Annotated in this window: 12 protein-coding genes, 1 tRNA gene and 1 pseudogene; 5 read left to right on the top strand and 9 right to left on the bottom strand. The window is 68.9% G+C overall.

Features of this window, described 5'->3' with window-relative positions; translation table 11 throughout:
- Positions 1 to 13 precede the first annotated feature (13 nt).
- Positions 14 to 556 (top strand): SMI1/KNR4 family protein, encoded by a 543-nt coding sequence (locus OIE67_RS44605; protein WP_326631922.1) that lies wholly within the window; start codon positions 14 to 16, stop codon positions 554 to 556.
- 698 nt (positions 557 to 1254) lie between these two features.
- Here OIE67_RS44605 and OIE67_RS44610 read toward each other — a convergent pair.
- Positions 1255 to 1336, bottom strand: a tRNA-Tyr gene (locus OIE67_RS44610).
- Between the two features lie 564 nt (positions 1337 to 1900).
- Between OIE67_RS44610 and OIE67_RS44615 the strand changes: the two genes are divergently transcribed.
- The 3 genes from OIE67_RS44615 to OIE67_RS44625 all read left to right on the top strand — a co-directional run bounded on the left by OIE67_RS44615 (position 1901) and on the right by OIE67_RS44625 (position 3150).
- Positions 1901 to 2401, top strand: a complete 501-nt coding sequence (locus OIE67_RS44615; RefSeq protein WP_326631924.1) for a YajQ family cyclic di-GMP-binding protein — start codon at positions 1901 to 1903, stop codon at positions 2399 to 2401.
- A gap of 253 nt (positions 2402 to 2654) precedes the next feature.
- A complete protein-coding gene (locus tag OIE67_RS44620) occupies positions 2655 to 2801 on the top strand; it encodes an NUDIX hydrolase (RefSeq protein WP_326645830.1) in 147 nt (48 codons plus the stop codon).
- Positions 2737 to 3150, top strand: a complete 414-nt coding sequence (locus tag OIE67_RS44625; RefSeq protein WP_326631926.1) for an NUDIX domain-containing protein — start codon at positions 2737 to 2739, stop codon at positions 3148 to 3150. Before OIE67_RS44620 ends, OIE67_RS44625 begins: the two co-directional genes overlap by 65 nt.
- Here the strand turns inward: OIE67_RS44625 and htpX are convergent.
- The 7 genes and pseudogenes from htpX to OIE67_RS44660 all read right to left on the bottom strand — a co-directional run bounded on the left by htpX (position 3138) and on the right by OIE67_RS44660 (position 11837).
- A complete protein-coding gene (gene htpX, locus OIE67_RS44630; protein WP_106246322.1) occupies positions 3138 to 3989 on the bottom strand; it encodes a zinc metalloprotease HtpX in 852 nt (283 codons plus the stop codon). The two genes, OIE67_RS44625 and htpX, sit on opposite strands and share 13 nt — an antisense overlap.
- 129 nt (positions 3990 to 4118) lie before the next feature.
- A complete protein-coding gene (locus tag OIE67_RS44635; protein ID WP_326631932.1) occupies positions 4119 to 5660 on the bottom strand; it encodes an NADH-quinone oxidoreductase subunit N in 1542 nt (513 codons plus the stop codon).
- The gene (locus tag OIE67_RS44640; RefSeq protein ID WP_326645681.1) at positions 5657 to 7354 is read right to left on the bottom strand and encodes a complex I subunit 4 family protein; all 1698 of its coding nucleotides are present in this window, start codon (positions 7352 to 7354) and stop codon (positions 5657 to 5659) included. Before OIE67_RS44640 ends, OIE67_RS44635 begins: the two co-directional genes overlap by 4 nt.
- A gap of 46 nt (positions 7355 to 7400) precedes the next feature.
- Positions 7401 to 9341: an NADH-quinone oxidoreductase subunit 5 family protein gene (locus OIE67_RS44645; RefSeq protein WP_326631934.1), complete on the bottom strand. Its 1941-nt coding sequence runs from the start codon at positions 9339 to 9341 to the stop codon at positions 7401 to 7403.
- Positions 9342 to 9664: 323 nt separating this feature from the next.
- Positions 9665 to 9967, bottom strand: a pseudogene (nuoK, locus tag OIE67_RS44650) (NADH-quinone oxidoreductase subunit NuoK); the annotation flags it as partial.
- Complete coding sequence (locus OIE67_RS44655) at positions 9967 to 10635, bottom strand: NADH-quinone oxidoreductase subunit J family protein (protein ID WP_326631936.1); 669 nt, start codon at positions 10633 to 10635, stop codon at positions 9967 to 9969. The gene OIE67_RS44655 and the pseudogene nuoK, both read right to left, overlap by 1 nt.
- The gene (locus OIE67_RS44660) at positions 10632 to 11837 is read right to left on the bottom strand and encodes a NuoI/complex I 23 kDa subunit family protein (protein ID WP_326631939.1); all 1206 of its coding nucleotides are present in this window, start codon (positions 11835 to 11837) and stop codon (positions 10632 to 10634) included. The genes OIE67_RS44655 and OIE67_RS44660 overlap by 4 nt, the downstream gene beginning before the upstream one ends.
- A gap of 185 nt (positions 11838 to 12022) precedes the next feature.
- On the opposite strand from OIE67_RS44660, the gene OIE67_RS44665 reads away from it, so the two are divergent.
- Positions 12023 to 13258 carry a serine/threonine-protein kinase gene (locus OIE67_RS44665; RefSeq protein ID WP_326631941.1) on the top strand — a complete coding sequence of 412 codons (1236 nt, stop codon included), beginning with the start codon at positions 12023 to 12025 and terminating at the stop codon, positions 13256 to 13258.
- 1178 nt (positions 13259 to 14436) lie between these two features.
- On the opposite strand, the gene OIE67_RS44670 is transcribed toward OIE67_RS44665, so the two are convergent.
- Positions 14437 to 15402: a hypothetical protein gene (locus OIE67_RS44670; protein WP_326631943.1), complete on the bottom strand. Its 966-nt coding sequence runs from the start codon at positions 15400 to 15402 to the stop codon at positions 14437 to 14439.
- Positions 15403 to 15545: the final 143 nt, after the last annotated feature.

Genomic DNA, 15545 nt, shown 5'->3' on the forward strand with positions numbered 1-15545 from the left:
ACCGTCGCCCTCCATGAGTGCCGCGTACCCATGGTCTGATCTCTTGCCGGAGGATGAACCGGTGGCCGAAGGCCCTGACCATCCGCCGTTGCCGCCGGGTCACGGTCTCCACCCCCCGGCCAGTGAATTTGAAGTCAGTCAACTCGAAGAGCGGTTGGGTGTGAGACTGCCGCCGAGCTATCGGCAGTTCCTCCTGTTCTCCAACGGCTGGGGCATCGAGGAGTACTCCGTGGCACCGGTCGCGGAAGTCGGCTGGCTCCGTGACGTCTGGCCCTCAGCGGTCGAAGCCTGGACCTCGCCCATGAGTGAAGAGCGCCCGAGCGTGCCCGATGACCTCTACTTCGTCTACGGAAAGGAGCAGAGCAGCGACAACATCAGAAACGAATATGTGCCTGACACCCTTCTGGTCGGGCTGTGGGACGGACTCCTACTCCTCAACCCCCACGTTATGACCTCCGATGGCGAGTGGGAGGCGTGGCTGCTCGCGGGCTGGAAGGCCGGCGCCAATCGTCACAGGTCCTTCTGGGACCTGATGAAAGACATTTGTACCCCTTGACGCCCTCCGGCGGCAGGGAAGGATGGCGTCCATCTCCACCCGGCTGCACCTCTCCACAGGCGCCGATGTAAACCCGGCGAGCGCGGCACGCAGAGGTGCTTCGGCGGAGTTTGGCATCCGAGATCAACCACGTTGCTCGGTGAGCCAGGGTGAGGAACGAACCCTGGATCGTCGATCGCCCCCGACCACGTATGACGACCGGCCATGCAGTGGCGATCGTAGGGCTGCATCTGTGTGGCGGCGCGGCAACCCCGGCCGGGGCGTTCGGTTGGTACGGCGGGGCTGGCGTGCGGTGACCGGCCCGGTGTCTCGCCGCCGTCCGGGACCGGCCCCCAGGCCGCACGCCCGGACGGCGGGCGGGCGGAGGGCCGGGGGTACGGCGGCGCGCCGCGCCGCCGCTTGATCGACGGCCAGGAGGAGATCGTCAACCAGCGGATCGCGGACGTACTCACTGCATGAGATCACGGACGGCACCACTCGAAGGGCTCCGGTTTCCCCGGGGCCTTTCGGCGTTGCAGGGGCCTCGTCATCCCGCGCATGCTCCGGATCATGGCCCTCGACCTGGGGAAACGTCCCCGGATCCATCCCGCGTATATCCCGTGACCACCGACAAACGGCCGCTCACAGCGGCATCCGGCTGCATACCCCTGAAAAGCAGAAGAGGCCCCGTAGGGCCTCTGAGCTGCGCTTACTGCGTGTGGCAGGTGCAAGGTTCGAACTTGCGTAGGCTGAGCCGACGGTTTTACAGACCGCTCCCTTTGGCCACTCGGGCAACCTGCCGTGCCATCCGCTCTCGCGGCGACAGACAGAAGAATAGCGGACTTCGGGGGTGCACGTGACACCGGTTTGTCCCGAGCCGGATCCTGATCGCTTCGTGTCTTGGGGAGGGAGGGGTTGGAGGGCTCTCGCGCGGCCTTCGTCCCGAAGAGGTGATCCGTTGTGGCCAGCGGTTGATCTTCGGGTTCGGGTGGGGCGGGGTGGTCGTGAGGTCCGTGTGAGTGGCGGTTCATGAGAGGTCTGTGGGCGATGGATTTGGTGTGAGGGGGTTGGGCGAGTCGGTGGGGGTGGGCGCGCACGGGGGGTGGGTGGCCGTGGGCCTGCGGGTTGCCGGCGCGCGCCGCTTCGAGGCTTGGACGTGTCTGCGGGAGGGGGTGGGTGGGGGTGGGGATGTTGTGGTTGTGGGGGGTGTGAATGGGGGTTGGGGGTGGGGCGAATCGTGGTGAAACGGGGAGCCGGAGGGCTTGGTGTGGGGTTGGGGTCCTGCACTGGGGGCCGATGCTGGCTAGGCTCGTTCGCTGGGTCCGGGCGTATCGGGGCCGGGCCGAATTCATCGCAGCTGAGAGGATGAGTGCTTTGGCCGATTCATCGTTCGACATCGTCAGCAAGATCGACCGCCAGGAGGTCGACAACGCTCTCAATCAGACGGTCAAGGAGCTCGGACATCGATTCGACTTCAAGGGCACCGGGGCGAGCATCGAGTGGTCCGGGCAGAACAACATCGAGATCAAGGCGAACAGTGAGGAGCGGGCTAACGCCGCGCTCGACGTGTTCAAGGACAAGGTGGTCAAGCGGGGTCTTTCGCTGAAGACGCTCGATGCGGGCGAGCCCAAGCTTTCGGGGAAGGAATACCGCATGGCGGTCGCCCTGAAGGAGGGGATCGATCAGGAGCATGCGAAGAAGATCTCCAAGATGATCCGCGATGAGGGGCCGAAGGGGGTCAAGGCTCAGATTCAGGGCGAGGAGCTTCGGGTGAGCTCCAAGAAGAAGGACGATCTGCAGGACGTCATCTCGCTGTTGAAGGGCAAGGACCTGGACATCGCCCTCCAGTTCGTGAACTACCGCTAGCCAGCCAGGGCATGCAGTACGGCTCCGAACTGGCACGAGCGTCGCGGAGAGCGCATCCGGGGCACGGGGAGCGAAGAGGACTTCGTCGTTATATGTCGGCATCTATCGGTGTAGATGCGTGGCGGGCTTCTTCTCTCTGCCTCCCCTGTGTCCCGGGGCTGTCGTCCTCTCCCATGCCGCGGGCTTCCGGGTGATGTTCGTGGGGCCGTAATGTGCTGCTTTTGAGTGGGTTTCGATCGTATGCTCGGTAGGCGTGACGAAGATCCCCCTGCGCCGGTTCACGGCTCGTGTGCTGCCCGTTGACGAGAACGACCGCGTACTGCTGCTGCACGGCTTTGATCCGGCCCAGCCTGAACGGCGGTTCTGGTTCACGATCGGGGGGCGCCGTAGAAGGCGATGAGACGCCCCAGGAGGCGGCGGCGCGGGAACTGTACGAGGAGGTCGGGATTCGGGCCTCCGTGGAGGAGTTCAGCGGGCCGCATGCCGAGGCGCTGGTCGAGTTCGAGTGGAGTGAGTACGCCTTCACCCAGGATCAGGTCTTCTTCGCTATTCGGGTGAATGGCGAGGCGGGGGCGGGGGCGGTGTCGTTCGAGCACATGGAGCAGATCGAGAAGGACACGACGACCGGGTATCGGTGGTGGAGTGTCGCGGAGCTGGAGGCCACCGAGGAGGTCGTTCATCCGGAAGATCTGCCGGTGATTCTGAAAAGGGTCGCGGCGGCCGGCAGCGGTGGCGATCAGCGGCGGTAGCCGGCCATCCGCTCCAGGCGGGCGACTCGCTCCGAGGTGGGCGGGTGGGTGGAGAAGAGGCGGGCGAGGCCGGAGCCGCTGAACGGGTTGGCGATCATCATATGGGAGGCCGAGGTCAGGCGGCTGTTCTCCGGGAGCGGGAGGCGGCGGGCGCCCAGCTCGATCTTGCGGAGGGCGGAGGCCAGCGCGAGCGGGTCACCCGTGAGTCTGGCGCCCGATTCGTCCGCCTGGAACTCTCTCGTGCGGGTGATGGCCATCTGCACCATGGTGGCGGCGACGGGGCCGAGGAGCATCATCAGCAGGGCGCCCAGGAAGCCGGGGCCCTCGTCGTCGTCGGAGCCGCCGAAGAAGACGGCCACGTAGCTGAGCCAGGTGATCATCGTGGCCAGCGCGCCGGCGACGGAGGAGATGAGGATGTCGCGGTTGTAGACGTGGGACAGCTCATGGCCGATCACGCCGCGCAGCTCGGCCTCGTCGAGCAGTTTGGTCAGTCCGTACGTGACGCAGACCGCAGCTCGGCGGGGGCTTCGGCCGGTCGCGAACGCGTTCGGCTGCACCGTCGGCGAGATGTACAGGCGCGGCATCGGCTGGCGGGCCTCCGTGGAGAGCTCGCGGACGATGCGGTAGAGGGTGGGCTGTTCGACCTCGCTGACCGGTCTGGCTCGCATGGCCGACAGGGCGATGCGGTCGGAGAAGAAGTAGGCGACACCGTTGCTCACCAGGGCGAGAACGAACGCGAACTGCGCGCCGGTGCCGCCACCCAACCACGCGCCCACCGCGACAATCAGCGCCGACAGCCCGCCGAGCAGAACGGCGGTGCGCAGACCGTTATGGTGCAAGGTTCCCCCCTTCGTGGTTCGAGTCCATACGTCCAACGACGATGACCCGGTCCTTCGTTCCCCGTTGTGCTCAGCCGAGGGCGGAGCGCGACTTGTCCATAGCCCCGTGCTGGTCGGGGCGGGGATTTTTCACCCGGAGGGAGACAAGGTGGTCAGGTCCAGGACGAGTTGGGGGGCGATCGAGAAGAGGACGGCGGCGGCCACGGCCAGGCCCATGGCCATGGCCAGCCACGTGCCCGTCGCGCGCCGCGGGACGGGGGTCGTGGCGGGGGCGAAGAGGCGGGCCGTCCAGATGGCGTAGTAGTACAGGCCGATCACCGTGTTGACGGCCATGACCACGGCCAGCCAGCCGTACCCGCCGCCGACGATCTCGCGGAAGACGAAGACCTTGGCGAACAGGCCCGCCAGCCCGGGCGGAAGACCGGCCAGGCAGATCAGGCAGAACGCGAGCGCGATGCCCGCGGCCGGGCGGCGGAACACCAGGCCGCGGTAGTCGTCGAGCTCGTTGCGGGCGGACCACCTGGACACGAGCATGACGACGGTGAACGCGCCGAGGTTCATGGCGGCGTAGATGACCAGGTAGGCGATGGACGCGCTGATCGCTCCCCCGGCCGGGGCGGGATCGGGGCGGGCGGTCGTCGCCGCCAGCGCCAGCGGAGCGAGGATGTAGCCGGACTGCGCCACCGAGGACCAGGCCAGCAGCCGTACGGCCGAGCGCTGGCGCATGGCGAGCAGGTTGCCCGCGGTCATGGTCAGCGCGGCCACGATCGCGACGATGGGGGCCCACGTGGCCGCCTGCCCGGCCAGGCCGGTGACCAGGATGAGGATCAGTCCGGCGAAACCGGCCGCTTTCGAGATGACCGAGAGCAATGCCGCTACCGGTACGGGGGCGCCCTGGTAGACGTCGGCCGCCCAGGAGTGGAACGGCACCGCGGCGATCTTGAAGGCGAAGCCGGCGACGACGAGGACCACGCCGACCGTGACGACGGCGGGCAGTTCCTGGGAGGGGGGCAGCACACCTGGAGCCGGCGCCTGACCGCTGAAGACCGCCGCCAGGCGCGACAGGAAGACCGTGCCCGAGATGCCGTACAGCAGGGAGACGCCGAACAGCATGACCGCCGTCGAGACGACCGACACGACGAAGAGCTTCACGGCGGCCTCGGACGCGCGGCCGTCGTAGCGCTTCATCGCGGTGAGTGCGAAGACCGGGAGCGAGACCAGTTCGAGCGCCACCACGAGCATGATCAGATCGCGGGAGGCGGGCAGGGTGACCGCGCCCACGAGGGTGCAGAGGAGCAGGAAGTACCACTCGCCGACGGGGATCGCGCCGCCCGCCAGCTCCGTCATCGACAGCAGCACGATCACCACGGCGGCCACGAGCATCAGGCCGGCGAAGACCAGGGTGAACCCGTCGGTGACGTACGAGCACAGCTGCTCGCCCTCGGCGAGGTTCGGCGGGACGCAGAACGTCGACCGCGGCGAGCCACCACTGACCGCCTGGGCGACCACGAAGCCCAGGGAGAGCAGGACGCCCGCGAGCGTGACCAGGCCCAGGCCGGTTCGCGTGCGCGGGCGGGCCGGCAGGAACGCGTCCAGCAGCAGCACCAGGCCGGCCGCCAGGGCGAGCGCCAGCGCGGGCGCGATCACGAAGTAGTCGATCTGCTGGATCATGAGATGGCTCCCAGCAGGGCTTGGACGGGCGGCGTGGTCAGCGACAGCAGCAGGCCGGGCCAGAGGCCGAACAGAAGGGTCAGGGCCACCAGCGGGGTCCAGGCCAGGAGCTCGTGCTGGTTGATGTCCTCGATGGCGCCGTCGGCTGGGGGTGGTTCGAGGGTGGTCGTGGTGGTTCGCGCGGGCGCGCCGAGCGGGACGACGGGCTGCTCGTCGGGGGTTTCCGGGGGCGGGCCCACGATGTTCGTCCCGGACGGGCTCGTGCGGGCGGGCGGCTGGGGGCGGCCGTGGGTGAGGCGGGAGAGCATGACGAGGAAGTACGCCGCCGTCAGGACCGCGCCCAGCCCGCCGATCACCATGTACGTGAGGAACAGCCCGCGCGGAAGCCCCGCGGCCGGCTGGAACGCCCCGTACAGGGCCAGCATCTCCCCCCAGAACCCGGCCAGGCCCGGCAGCCCGAGCGAGGCGATCGCCGCGAACGTGAGCAGAGCGCCCAGCCGCGGCAGCGTCGCCAGCAGGCCGCCGCCCAGAGTGGGCATGTCGGCGGTGTGGTGGCGTTCTTTGATCGCTCCGGCCAGGAAGAACAGCAGGCCGGTGATCAGGCCGTGGGCGACGTTGGCGAAGAGGGCGCCGTTGACGCCCACGGGAGTGAGCGTGGCGAAGCCGAGCAGGACGAACCCCATGTGCCCGACAGAGGAGTAGGCGATCATGCGTTTCAGGTCGCGCTGGGCGAGGCAGGCCAGGGCGCCGTACACGATGCCGACCACGGCCAGGGCGCCCAGCCAGGGCGCCACCGCGACCGCGCCCTCGGGCAGGACGGGGATGGCGATCCTGGCGAAGCCGTACGTGCCCATCTTCAGCAGCACGCCCGCGAGCAGCACCGAGCCGACGGTGGGAGCCTCGGTGTGGGCGTCGGGGAGCCAGGTGTGCAGTGGCCACATGGGGGTTTTCACCGCCAGGCCGATGCCGATCGCCACGAACGCCAGGATCTGGATGGACCCGGACATCCCCGCACCGTGGGACGTGCTCAGCGCCACGATGTCGAGGGTGCCGGTCTGGGCCCAGATCAGGAGCAGGCCGAGCAGCATGACGACCGAGCCGAGCAGCGTGTAGAGGATGAACTTGATCGAGGCCGCCCTGCGTCCTTCGCCGCCCCAGATGCCGATCAGGAAGTACATCGGGATGAGCACGATCTCGAAGAAGACGAAGAAGAGGAGGAGGTCCAGGGCGAGGAAGGTGCCGATCATGCCTACTTCGAGGACGAGCAGGGTGAAGACCAGTGCTCTTGGTCTGGCTCTTGTGATCGGCTCGGCTGCTGTGGCCGCCTCGGCTTCCGCGGGCGGCTTGGTGGTCAGGAGTTGGCCGGATCCCCGTGCGTTGCCCCAGCACAGGTAGACGAAGCACAGGAACGTCAGCAGGGCCGTGAGGGTGATCAGCGGCAGTGAGATGCCGTCGATGCCGAGGTGGAAGCGCAGGCCGAGGCCGGGGATCCAGGGCTGGTCGAGCTCGAACTGCACGTCGGCGGGCCGGCCGTAGTCGAACGTGGCGACCAGCAGCAGGCTCAGCGCCAGCGTGAGGCCGGAGAAGATCAGCCCGTACGTACGGAGCCTGGGGCGGAGCAGTCGCGGGGCGAGGAGGAGCAGGAGCGCGCCCAGCAGCGGCACGGCGAGGAGCGCCACGGGGATCCAGGCCATCATGCGGGCACCCCTTCCTCCGTGGTCCCGCGTCCCGTCCCAGTCGTCACGTGAACACCACCGCCCCCACCGCGATCAACAGGACGCCGGCCAGGACGCCGCTGACGTAGAGCTGGACGTTGCCGTTCTGCGCCAGGCGCAGCACGCCCGAGAGCCCGCGTGCCGATCTGCCGGAGCCGCGCACCGCCCCGTCGACGACCGCGTCGTCCGTCCTGACGACGAGCCTGGCCAGGGCCAGCACCGGGCGGACGAACAGCGCGGCGTACAGGGCGTCCACGTAGAACGCCCGCTCGCACGGCGCCCGCAGCGGGCCCAGCAGGCGGGCCGGGTCGGCGAGGGGGTCGCTGCGCCAGAACGCGTACGTCGCCCCCGCGCCCAGCGCCGCGAGCACCACGCTGATGGCCGCCACGCCGAGGTCGAGATGCGGTTCGCCGGCGAAGCCCAGCAGCAGGGCGGGGACGGCGAGGACGACGAGCGGCACGAGCATCGTCCGGGGGGCCTCCCTGACGTCCACGACGTGAGCGGTGCCGGGCTCCGGCTCGGGCAGCGCCACGGCCTTCGCCACGCCGAAGAACGTGCGTAGCCAGGCTCTGGCGGCGTAGGCGCCGGTCACGGCCACGGTGGCGAGCGCGCACCCGTACAGGAGGAGGGCGGCCGCGTCGGTCAGGCCGCCTCCGCTCACCGGACCGCCGGTCAGCGCGTCGTCCATGGCCAGCAGCAGGCCGTCCTTGCTGAAGAAGCCGCTGGCCGGCGGGATGCCCACCAGGGCGGCGAAGCCGATCGTCATCGTCACGAACGTGACCGGCAGCTCGCGGCGCAGGCCGCCCATCTGGCTCATCAGGTTGGAGCCGACGTGGTGGATCACCGCGCCCGCGCACAGGAACAGCAGCGCCTTGAACGCGCCGTGGGTCAGCAGGTGGAAGATCGCCGCGGTGTCGGAGCCGGCGGCCAGGCCGCCCGCCATGTACGCGAGCTGGCTGACGGTGGAGTAGGCGAGAACGCGTTTCAGGTCGTCTTGGGCGAGCGCGGCCAGGGCGGCGCCGAGCATGCCGAGCGCGGAGACGACGGCCAGTACGTCGAGTGTCGGACGGGCGGCGAGGAACGCCGGGTAGAGCCTGGCCACGATGAAGATGCCGGCCGCGACCATGGTGGCGGCGTGGATCAGGGCGCTGATCGGCGTCGGGCCCGCCATCGCGTCGGGGAGCCAGGTGTGCAGCGGCACCTGCGCGCTCTTGCCCGCCACCCCCGCCAGCAGCAGCATCGTGGCCGTCACCAGCGTGGCCGCGGACATCTCCGGCACCTTCGCCAGTACGTCGGCGATGCGGAAGCTGCCCGCGCCGATGCCCAGGACGAAGATGCCGAACAGGAACCCGACGTCGCCCAGGCGGGTCACGAGGAACGCCTTCACCGCGGCGCGCGAATTGCCCCGGTCTTCCCACCAGTGGCCGATGAGGAGGTAGGAGCACAGGCCCATGATCTCCCAGCCCACGTAGAGGACCAGGAGGTCGCCCGCGTAGACGACCAGCAGCATGGCGCTGGTGAACAGGCTGATGAACGCGCTGTAGGAGGGGTAGCGGGGGTCGGATTTGAGGTAGCCGACCGAGTAGACCTGTACGGCCAGGGCCACCACGGTCACCAGGACGCCGAGGACTCCGGACAGGGCGTCGGCCTGGAGGGTCAGCGAGATCGGAACGGCCCCGGTGACGATCGTGCCGTACGTTTCGCCGGTGGGTGGGGTGGTGGAGCCGGTGAAGTAGGACAGGCCTGGGGTCCAGGCCAGCCAGGTCGCCAGGATGGTCGCGGCTGCGGTGGGGAGGATCGCGATCCAGGCGGCTCGGGTGTTGGCTCGTTCGCCTGCTGCCTCGTCCTTCTGGCCGAGCCCGGCGGCGGGCGTTCGGCCGCCGTGGTGGGGCCAGCGGGACAGCAGGAGGCCGGCGAAGGCTGCGACGAAGGGCAGGAGGATGGCCAGCAGCGGGAAGGTCGTCATCGTGGGCCACCGCCTCGCTTGACGGGCGCTTCGGGTTCGCCGGTTGCCTCGGGGGTGGTTCGGTGAGAGGGGTCGTCGGGGGACGCGGGTCCGCCGGTGGCCGGTGCGTCGTCCGCGTCGGTGGTCGGCTGGGGTTTTGGCTCGGGCTTCGCGGCCGGGGCCGGGACCGGGGTTCGGGGCGACGTCGGCGTTCGGGGCGAGGGAGAGGTCTGTGGTGAGGCCGACGTTTGAGGCGAGGTCAGCGTTTGTGGCTGGGGCGTGTGGCCGTCTGTGGGTGGGAGGACGGCGGCTGCCTGGGCTGGGGTGAGACGTTCGTCGGTGGGTTCGGCCAGGTCGCGGAGGTGGTCGATGTCGACGGTGCGGCGGTTGCGGTAGAGGGCCAGCACGATCGCCAGGCCCAGGCCCACCTCGGCCGCCGCGATGACGATGACGAAGAGGGTGAGCACCTGGCCGCTGTGGAGGCGGTCGCCCAGCCACACGTCGAACGCGACCAGGTTGAGGTTGACCGCGTTGAGCATCAGCTCCACCGACATCAGCACGAGGATCGTGTTGCGGCGGGCGAGCACGCCGTAGACGCCGATGGAGAACAGGAGCGCGGAGACGACCGCCGGGTAGACGATGTGCACTAATGACCCCCGGTCTGATCGGGTGGTGAGCCGTCCACTGTCCGGTCGGGTGATCCGGTGCTCCGGGTTTCGTCTGGTGAGCCGCCGGAGGTGTCAGGATTTGCGGCTAGATGGGCGGTGCCCGGCTCGGGCGAGCCTCCCGGGATGTCGGTGCGGGACAGGACGATGGCGCCGATCAGCGCGGCCAGCAACAGCACCGACAGTGCCTCGAACGGCAGCACCCAGGTGGCGAACACGCTGGCGCCCAGTTCCTTCGCGGCGCCGGGGCCCGGGGTGAGCGGGGCGTAGGCCGTACGGAAACCGTCGATCACCACCGTGACGAGGAGCGCGGCCGTCGCGAGCGCCACCACGGCGGAGACCACTCTGTTGTTGCTGTCGAGGTCGGCGGAGCGGCCGATGGGGGCGCGGGTGAGCATGATGCCGAACAGCATGAGCACGACCACCGCGCCCACGTAGATGAGCACCTGCACCCACGCCACGAACTCCGCGGTCAGGACGAGATAGCCGCCCGCCAGCGCGCCGAAGCAGAGCACCAGCCAGAGGGCGGCGTGGACGAGTTGTCTGGTCGTGACGACGAGCAGCGCCGATCCAACCGCTACCGCGCCCAGGAGCAAGAAGACGATCTCTTGCCCGGTGGGTGACAGGTAGGAGGGCACCGCCTCGGTCACGACTCCTCCTCGGACTCCCTTGTCTCGCCAGGACCGAGCCCACCCGGCGGGCGGATGGACCGTGGATCGGCCATCTTGCGCCGGCGAGGGCTCGCGGCAGAAGTCTGCTCCTCGGGATCGGGGCTTGGTTGCGCCTCGCCCGAGGCTGTGGACAACTTTTCTGGAGGCGGCCGCCCTGTGGATGAAGGCTCGGTCTCAGCCTGGCTCTCGGTTGGAGGCTCGGCCTCGCTCGGTCCTTCGGGTGGAGGCTCGGGGGTCGCCTGGGTCTGGCTGGATGACGTGTTCTCGCCGGTCTGGGGCCGGCTCTCGTCTTCGCCTGTCTGGGCTGACGGACGCGTGGCCTCTTCCGCGGGCGTGGTGGGGGCGTCGCCCTTGGGAGGGGTGGGCAGGGCGCCTGGAGGACGGATTCCTCGTACGTTCGCCATCGAGCGGCGGGGACGTCCGCTTGGAGCGGACGGCTCGTCCGAACGTGTCTGTGGGGTGGCCGGTTCGTCTGGGGTACGGGAGCGTCCGGCGGGTGAGACGTCCGTTGCCTCGGTGTCGGGTGCCGGAACGCCCGGTCTTGCGGTGTCGGCTCTCGGGGGGTCGGTCGCCTGGCCTTCTGTCGGCGTACGTGCTGAGTCGTCGCTGGACGAAGGCCTGGTTGGGCGGTCGGCGGCCGGGGTGCGGGGTGGGCGGTCTGCTGCCGCGGCGGTGCGGGCCGGGCGGCGGGGGGCGGCCGTCAGCTCCTTGGGAGGTTCGGCGCCGGGGTCATGGGCCGGGGGTGGAGGAACGGTCTGGGTCCAGGCGGCCAGTTTGTCCTTCTCATGGAGGAGGTTGCGGATGTCGCCTTCCGCGTACTCGAACTCCGGGGACCAGAAGAGCGCGTCGAAGGGGCAGACCTCGATGCAGATGCCGCAGTACATGCACAGCGAGAAGTCGATGGCGAAGCGGTCGAGCACGTTGCGCTGGCGGGCGCGGCCGCCCTCGGGGGCCGGGATCGTCTCCTTGTGGGAATCGATATAGATGCACCAGTCGGGACACTCTCGGGCGCAGAGCATGCAAGAGGTGCAGTTTTCCTCAACCAGGGCGATGACGCCTCGGCTGCGGGGCGGGAGGGCGGGCCTGACCTCGGGATATTGCTGGGTGACGGATTTGCGCAGCATGTGGCGAAGGGTGATGGACAACCCTTTCGCCAGTCCGACTCCCGGAATCCGCGCCATGGTTCAACATCATGACGTACTTGGCCGCGCAGGTGAATGAGTGAGGCCGTTGTCCCCAGTTTTTCCACAGCTGTCCACAGGTTGACGGGTGGTTATCCACAACCTGTGCGCATGCCCGATATGAACCACGGCATGGCGATAGTCTCTCCGCCATGCAACACAGCCATCCGATCCGCCCCAGTGGCATGAGGTGGACGGCCGCCGTTGCTTGGGCCTGCCTGCCCCTGTTCACGTGCGGTCTGGCGACTCCGTTCACCATCGGGATCGCCGCGTTCTGGCTGCGCAACTTCTGGCACGCCGCCGCCGCGTCCGTCTACCTGGTCGGCATCGGCACCTTCGCGATCGCGACCTTGGCGTACACCGAATACGAGGAGTGGCCGCCGGGGGTGTCCGTGCTGGCGACGATGGGGCTGCTGGTCAGCTGGATCGGTGGGCTCATCCACTCGGCGATCCTGGTGCCGTTCATGGCTCGCGCGCGGTTGGAGGGCCCGGCGTACGGGCGGCCGCAAGGGCCCGCGCGCACAGGGTTGGACGGTACGGCGCACGGGCGGCGGCACGGAGGGATGGCGCAGGCCCGGCATGGCGGGACGTCGCGTCCGCCGGTCGACCTGCGGCAACGGACGACCGCGCCCACGCATCACCGGTCGAGCAGCGAGCCGCAGTGGGTGGGGCACTATCGCGTGCTGCAACCGCTCGGGCGGGGCGGGCAGGGCGCGGTCTACCTCGCCGTGGCGCCCAACGGGACGCGGGTCGCCGTGAAGGTGCTCCATGATCTGGTGGACGAGACGGCCAGAACGCGCTTCGCGCGGGAGGTCGAGGCGGCGCGGCGGGTCGCGACGTTTTCCACAGCTCGGGTGCTCGACGTGAGCATCACCGGGCAGCAGGCGTACATCGTCAGCGAGTACGTGGAGGGGCCGTCGCTGGAGCAGCTCGTCAAGAAGCGCGGTCCGCGCGACGAGGACAGCCTGACGCGGCTGGCGTTATCCACAGCCGGGGCGCTGGCGGCCATCCACAAGGCTGGAGTGGTTCATCGTGACTTCAAGCCGAGCAACGTGCTGATCGGGAACGATGGGCCGCGGGTGATCGACTTCGGCATCGCTCGTGCGCTTGATCAGGTGACGATGACGTCGGGCAAAATGGTCGGGACGCCGCCGTACATGTCGCCTGAGCAGCTGTCCGGCGAGACCGTGGGGCCGGCTTCGGATGTGTTCAGCTGGGCTGTGACGATCATGTTCGCGGCGACGGGACGGCCGGCGTTCGGGGAGGACACGGTGCCGGCGGTGTTCAACCGGGTGCTCACCTTCCATCCGGACCTGTCGCCGTTGCCGCCTGGGTTGCGGGGGATTGTGGGGGCCTGCCTCAACAAGCGGCCTGACGAACGTCCGTCGGCTTCGGACGTGATGTTGGCGATCGTGCGCTGAGCTGGGCTTCTGGGCGTTCGAGGGTTTCGGGCGTTTGAGGGTTCGGGCATCTGCGGGTTTGAGGGTGCGGGGTCGGTTGGTGGCCGCTGGGTTCGGTTGTTGGTGGTCGCGGGGTTCAGTGGTCGGTGATTGGTGGTCACTGGGTTCGGTGGTGGTCGGTGGTGGGTGGCTGGTGTTGTCGGCGGGGCAGCTTCCGCGGCGGTGAGTGGGGGGTCCGATCCTGGGCTGAGTGGGTGGGCGTGTGCTGGTCTCACGGGTGGAAGTCGACGTAGATAGGAAGTCGGCTCTCGTTCAGCCGGCGCGGGGGCTTCAGGTGTGCTGGAAGGGTATGCAGGGTGGACTGTTCCCATCCGGCTCGCTCGGGTTCGGGTATGCAGGAGGGCGCCCTTCCCGTTCGGATCGCTCGATCGGATTGTGCAGGAGGGGGTTCCCCTCGGCATTGTCTGGGTCCGGGTGTGTAGGAGGAGCTGTTCCCGTCCGCCCCGTCTGAGGCGAGGTATGCAAGGAGCGCTGTTTCCCCCTGCTCCCCTGGATTCGCGTATGCAGAAGGCGCCGTTCCCGTCCCGCTCGGACCGATCGAGGGGTGTAGGAGCTCGGGTCCCCTGCCGCTCGGCACGATCCGGGATGTGCAGGAGGGACCGCTCCCACTCCGGCTCCCCGGGTTCGGGTATGCAGAAGGCGCCGTTGCAGTTCGGCTCGCTCGATCGGGATGTGCATGAAGGTGACTTCCCTCCGGCCCTGTCCGAATCGAAGTGTGTGTATGTAGAGGCGCTTCCGTCCGGTCCGGTGTTGCGGTTGGGGTGTGTGGTCGGAGATGGCTGTTCCGGGGTGGCTTGTCTGGGGGATGGCCCGGTTGACCTAGCCGTAGCGCTCGGTGGTCTCGGTGGTGTGCAGGTCGGCGCTGCCTCCAGCGCGGTTGTGTGGCCCGGCTCGCGAGATGCTGCGTGGCCCCGCCGCGCTCGTCAGGTCGGCGCCAGGCGTGAGGTACCGGCCGGATGCCTGTGGCGGCGTGATGGCGTCTGCTCGTAGGCCGTCAACCGCGCGGGAGGAGACCGCTGGACGCCTATGTCGTCGGCCTGGCCTGGTCATCCTGGAACTCGGGCGCGTGGTCGGCCGCACTTTCTTCGTTGTCGTCCCGTGGACGGAGTCGGTGCCGACGCCCGTACGCACGGGTGGGGTCAGGGGGTGGCTTCTCGGGTTCGCTTGGTCAAGGTTGTGTATTCGTCGCGGTCTATCTGGTGGATGGCCAGGGCGAGGTCGTGGCGTCTGGCGAAGTGTTCCGCGTGGTGGGGGGACCACGGGCCTGGGAGGTGGTGGAGGGGGCGGTCGTAGCGGTCGCGGATGAGGAGGCCGGTCAGGTTCTCGTGGCGGTAGAGGAGGAGGCTGAACGCTTGGCCATGGAGCTCTCCGAGGCGGAACTCGGCAATGACGGCGTTGCCGGTGCGGACCTGGAGCTTGTTGGCGGCGCCGAGGACGAGGTGGAGGCCGGTGTACGGGCCCAGGGCGCGGCCGCGCTTGACCTGGTAACGATGGAACTTCGCGCGGAGGGGGCGCAGGACCAGCAGGACGGGGCTGAAGGCCACCAGGAGCCACTTGCCCTCCACGAGGTCCAGGATGATCCGGCCGAAGGTGGACAGACCGCGCCAGGCCAGCCACAGCCCCGACATGGCGAGATAGATCATCAGTGCCGCGCCCGCGATTCCGGCGCAGATGGCCACCGGCTTGCGCCAGCGCGGCGGCGGGGCTGGGCTGGGGAGACCGTGCATGCGACGCCAGCCGGGAGCTCGGGCTGCGAGGGCGATGCGGGTCTCGCGGGAGGTGTGGTTGCGGATGTCTTGAAGGGGGATCTCCGCCCTGCGGGCGAACTCCTCCAACTGCTCGATGTGCCACTCGCCCGGTAGGTCGAGAAGTATCAGGTCATCGGCGTCCAGAGCGGCCAGGCCCGCGAAGGACGGGGGTTCTTCGTCGGAGATCGTCTGTCGCGTGTGGCGGTAGAGGTAGAGCCGGGCCGGGGTGAGGGTGGTCGAGTCGCCGGTGGTCGGGTCTGTGACCGTCAGGGTGTGGGGATGGTTCGACGTGAGGATGGTCTGGGGGCATGGGGCGTCCTCGGTTGCGCCCGCGCTTGGGAGAAGCTTGTCGGTCACGCGTCGTACCTCCAGTGGGCCCCTACTGAGTACGACGGATGGGGGTGCGGCAAGGTTTCTTCGCGGTGGCGCGGCACGTCAGGTGAGTGGGGGTGAATGGCCCGACGTGGCCATCCGCCGTACATGTGTGCAGGGGCGGATGG

Origin of the sequence: Nonomuraea fuscirosea, from assembly GCF_035917475.1 — a bacterium.
In the GTDB taxonomy this organism is placed as follows: domain Bacteria; phylum Actinomycetota; class Actinomycetes; order Streptosporangiales; family Streptosporangiaceae; genus Nonomuraea; species Nonomuraea fuscirosea.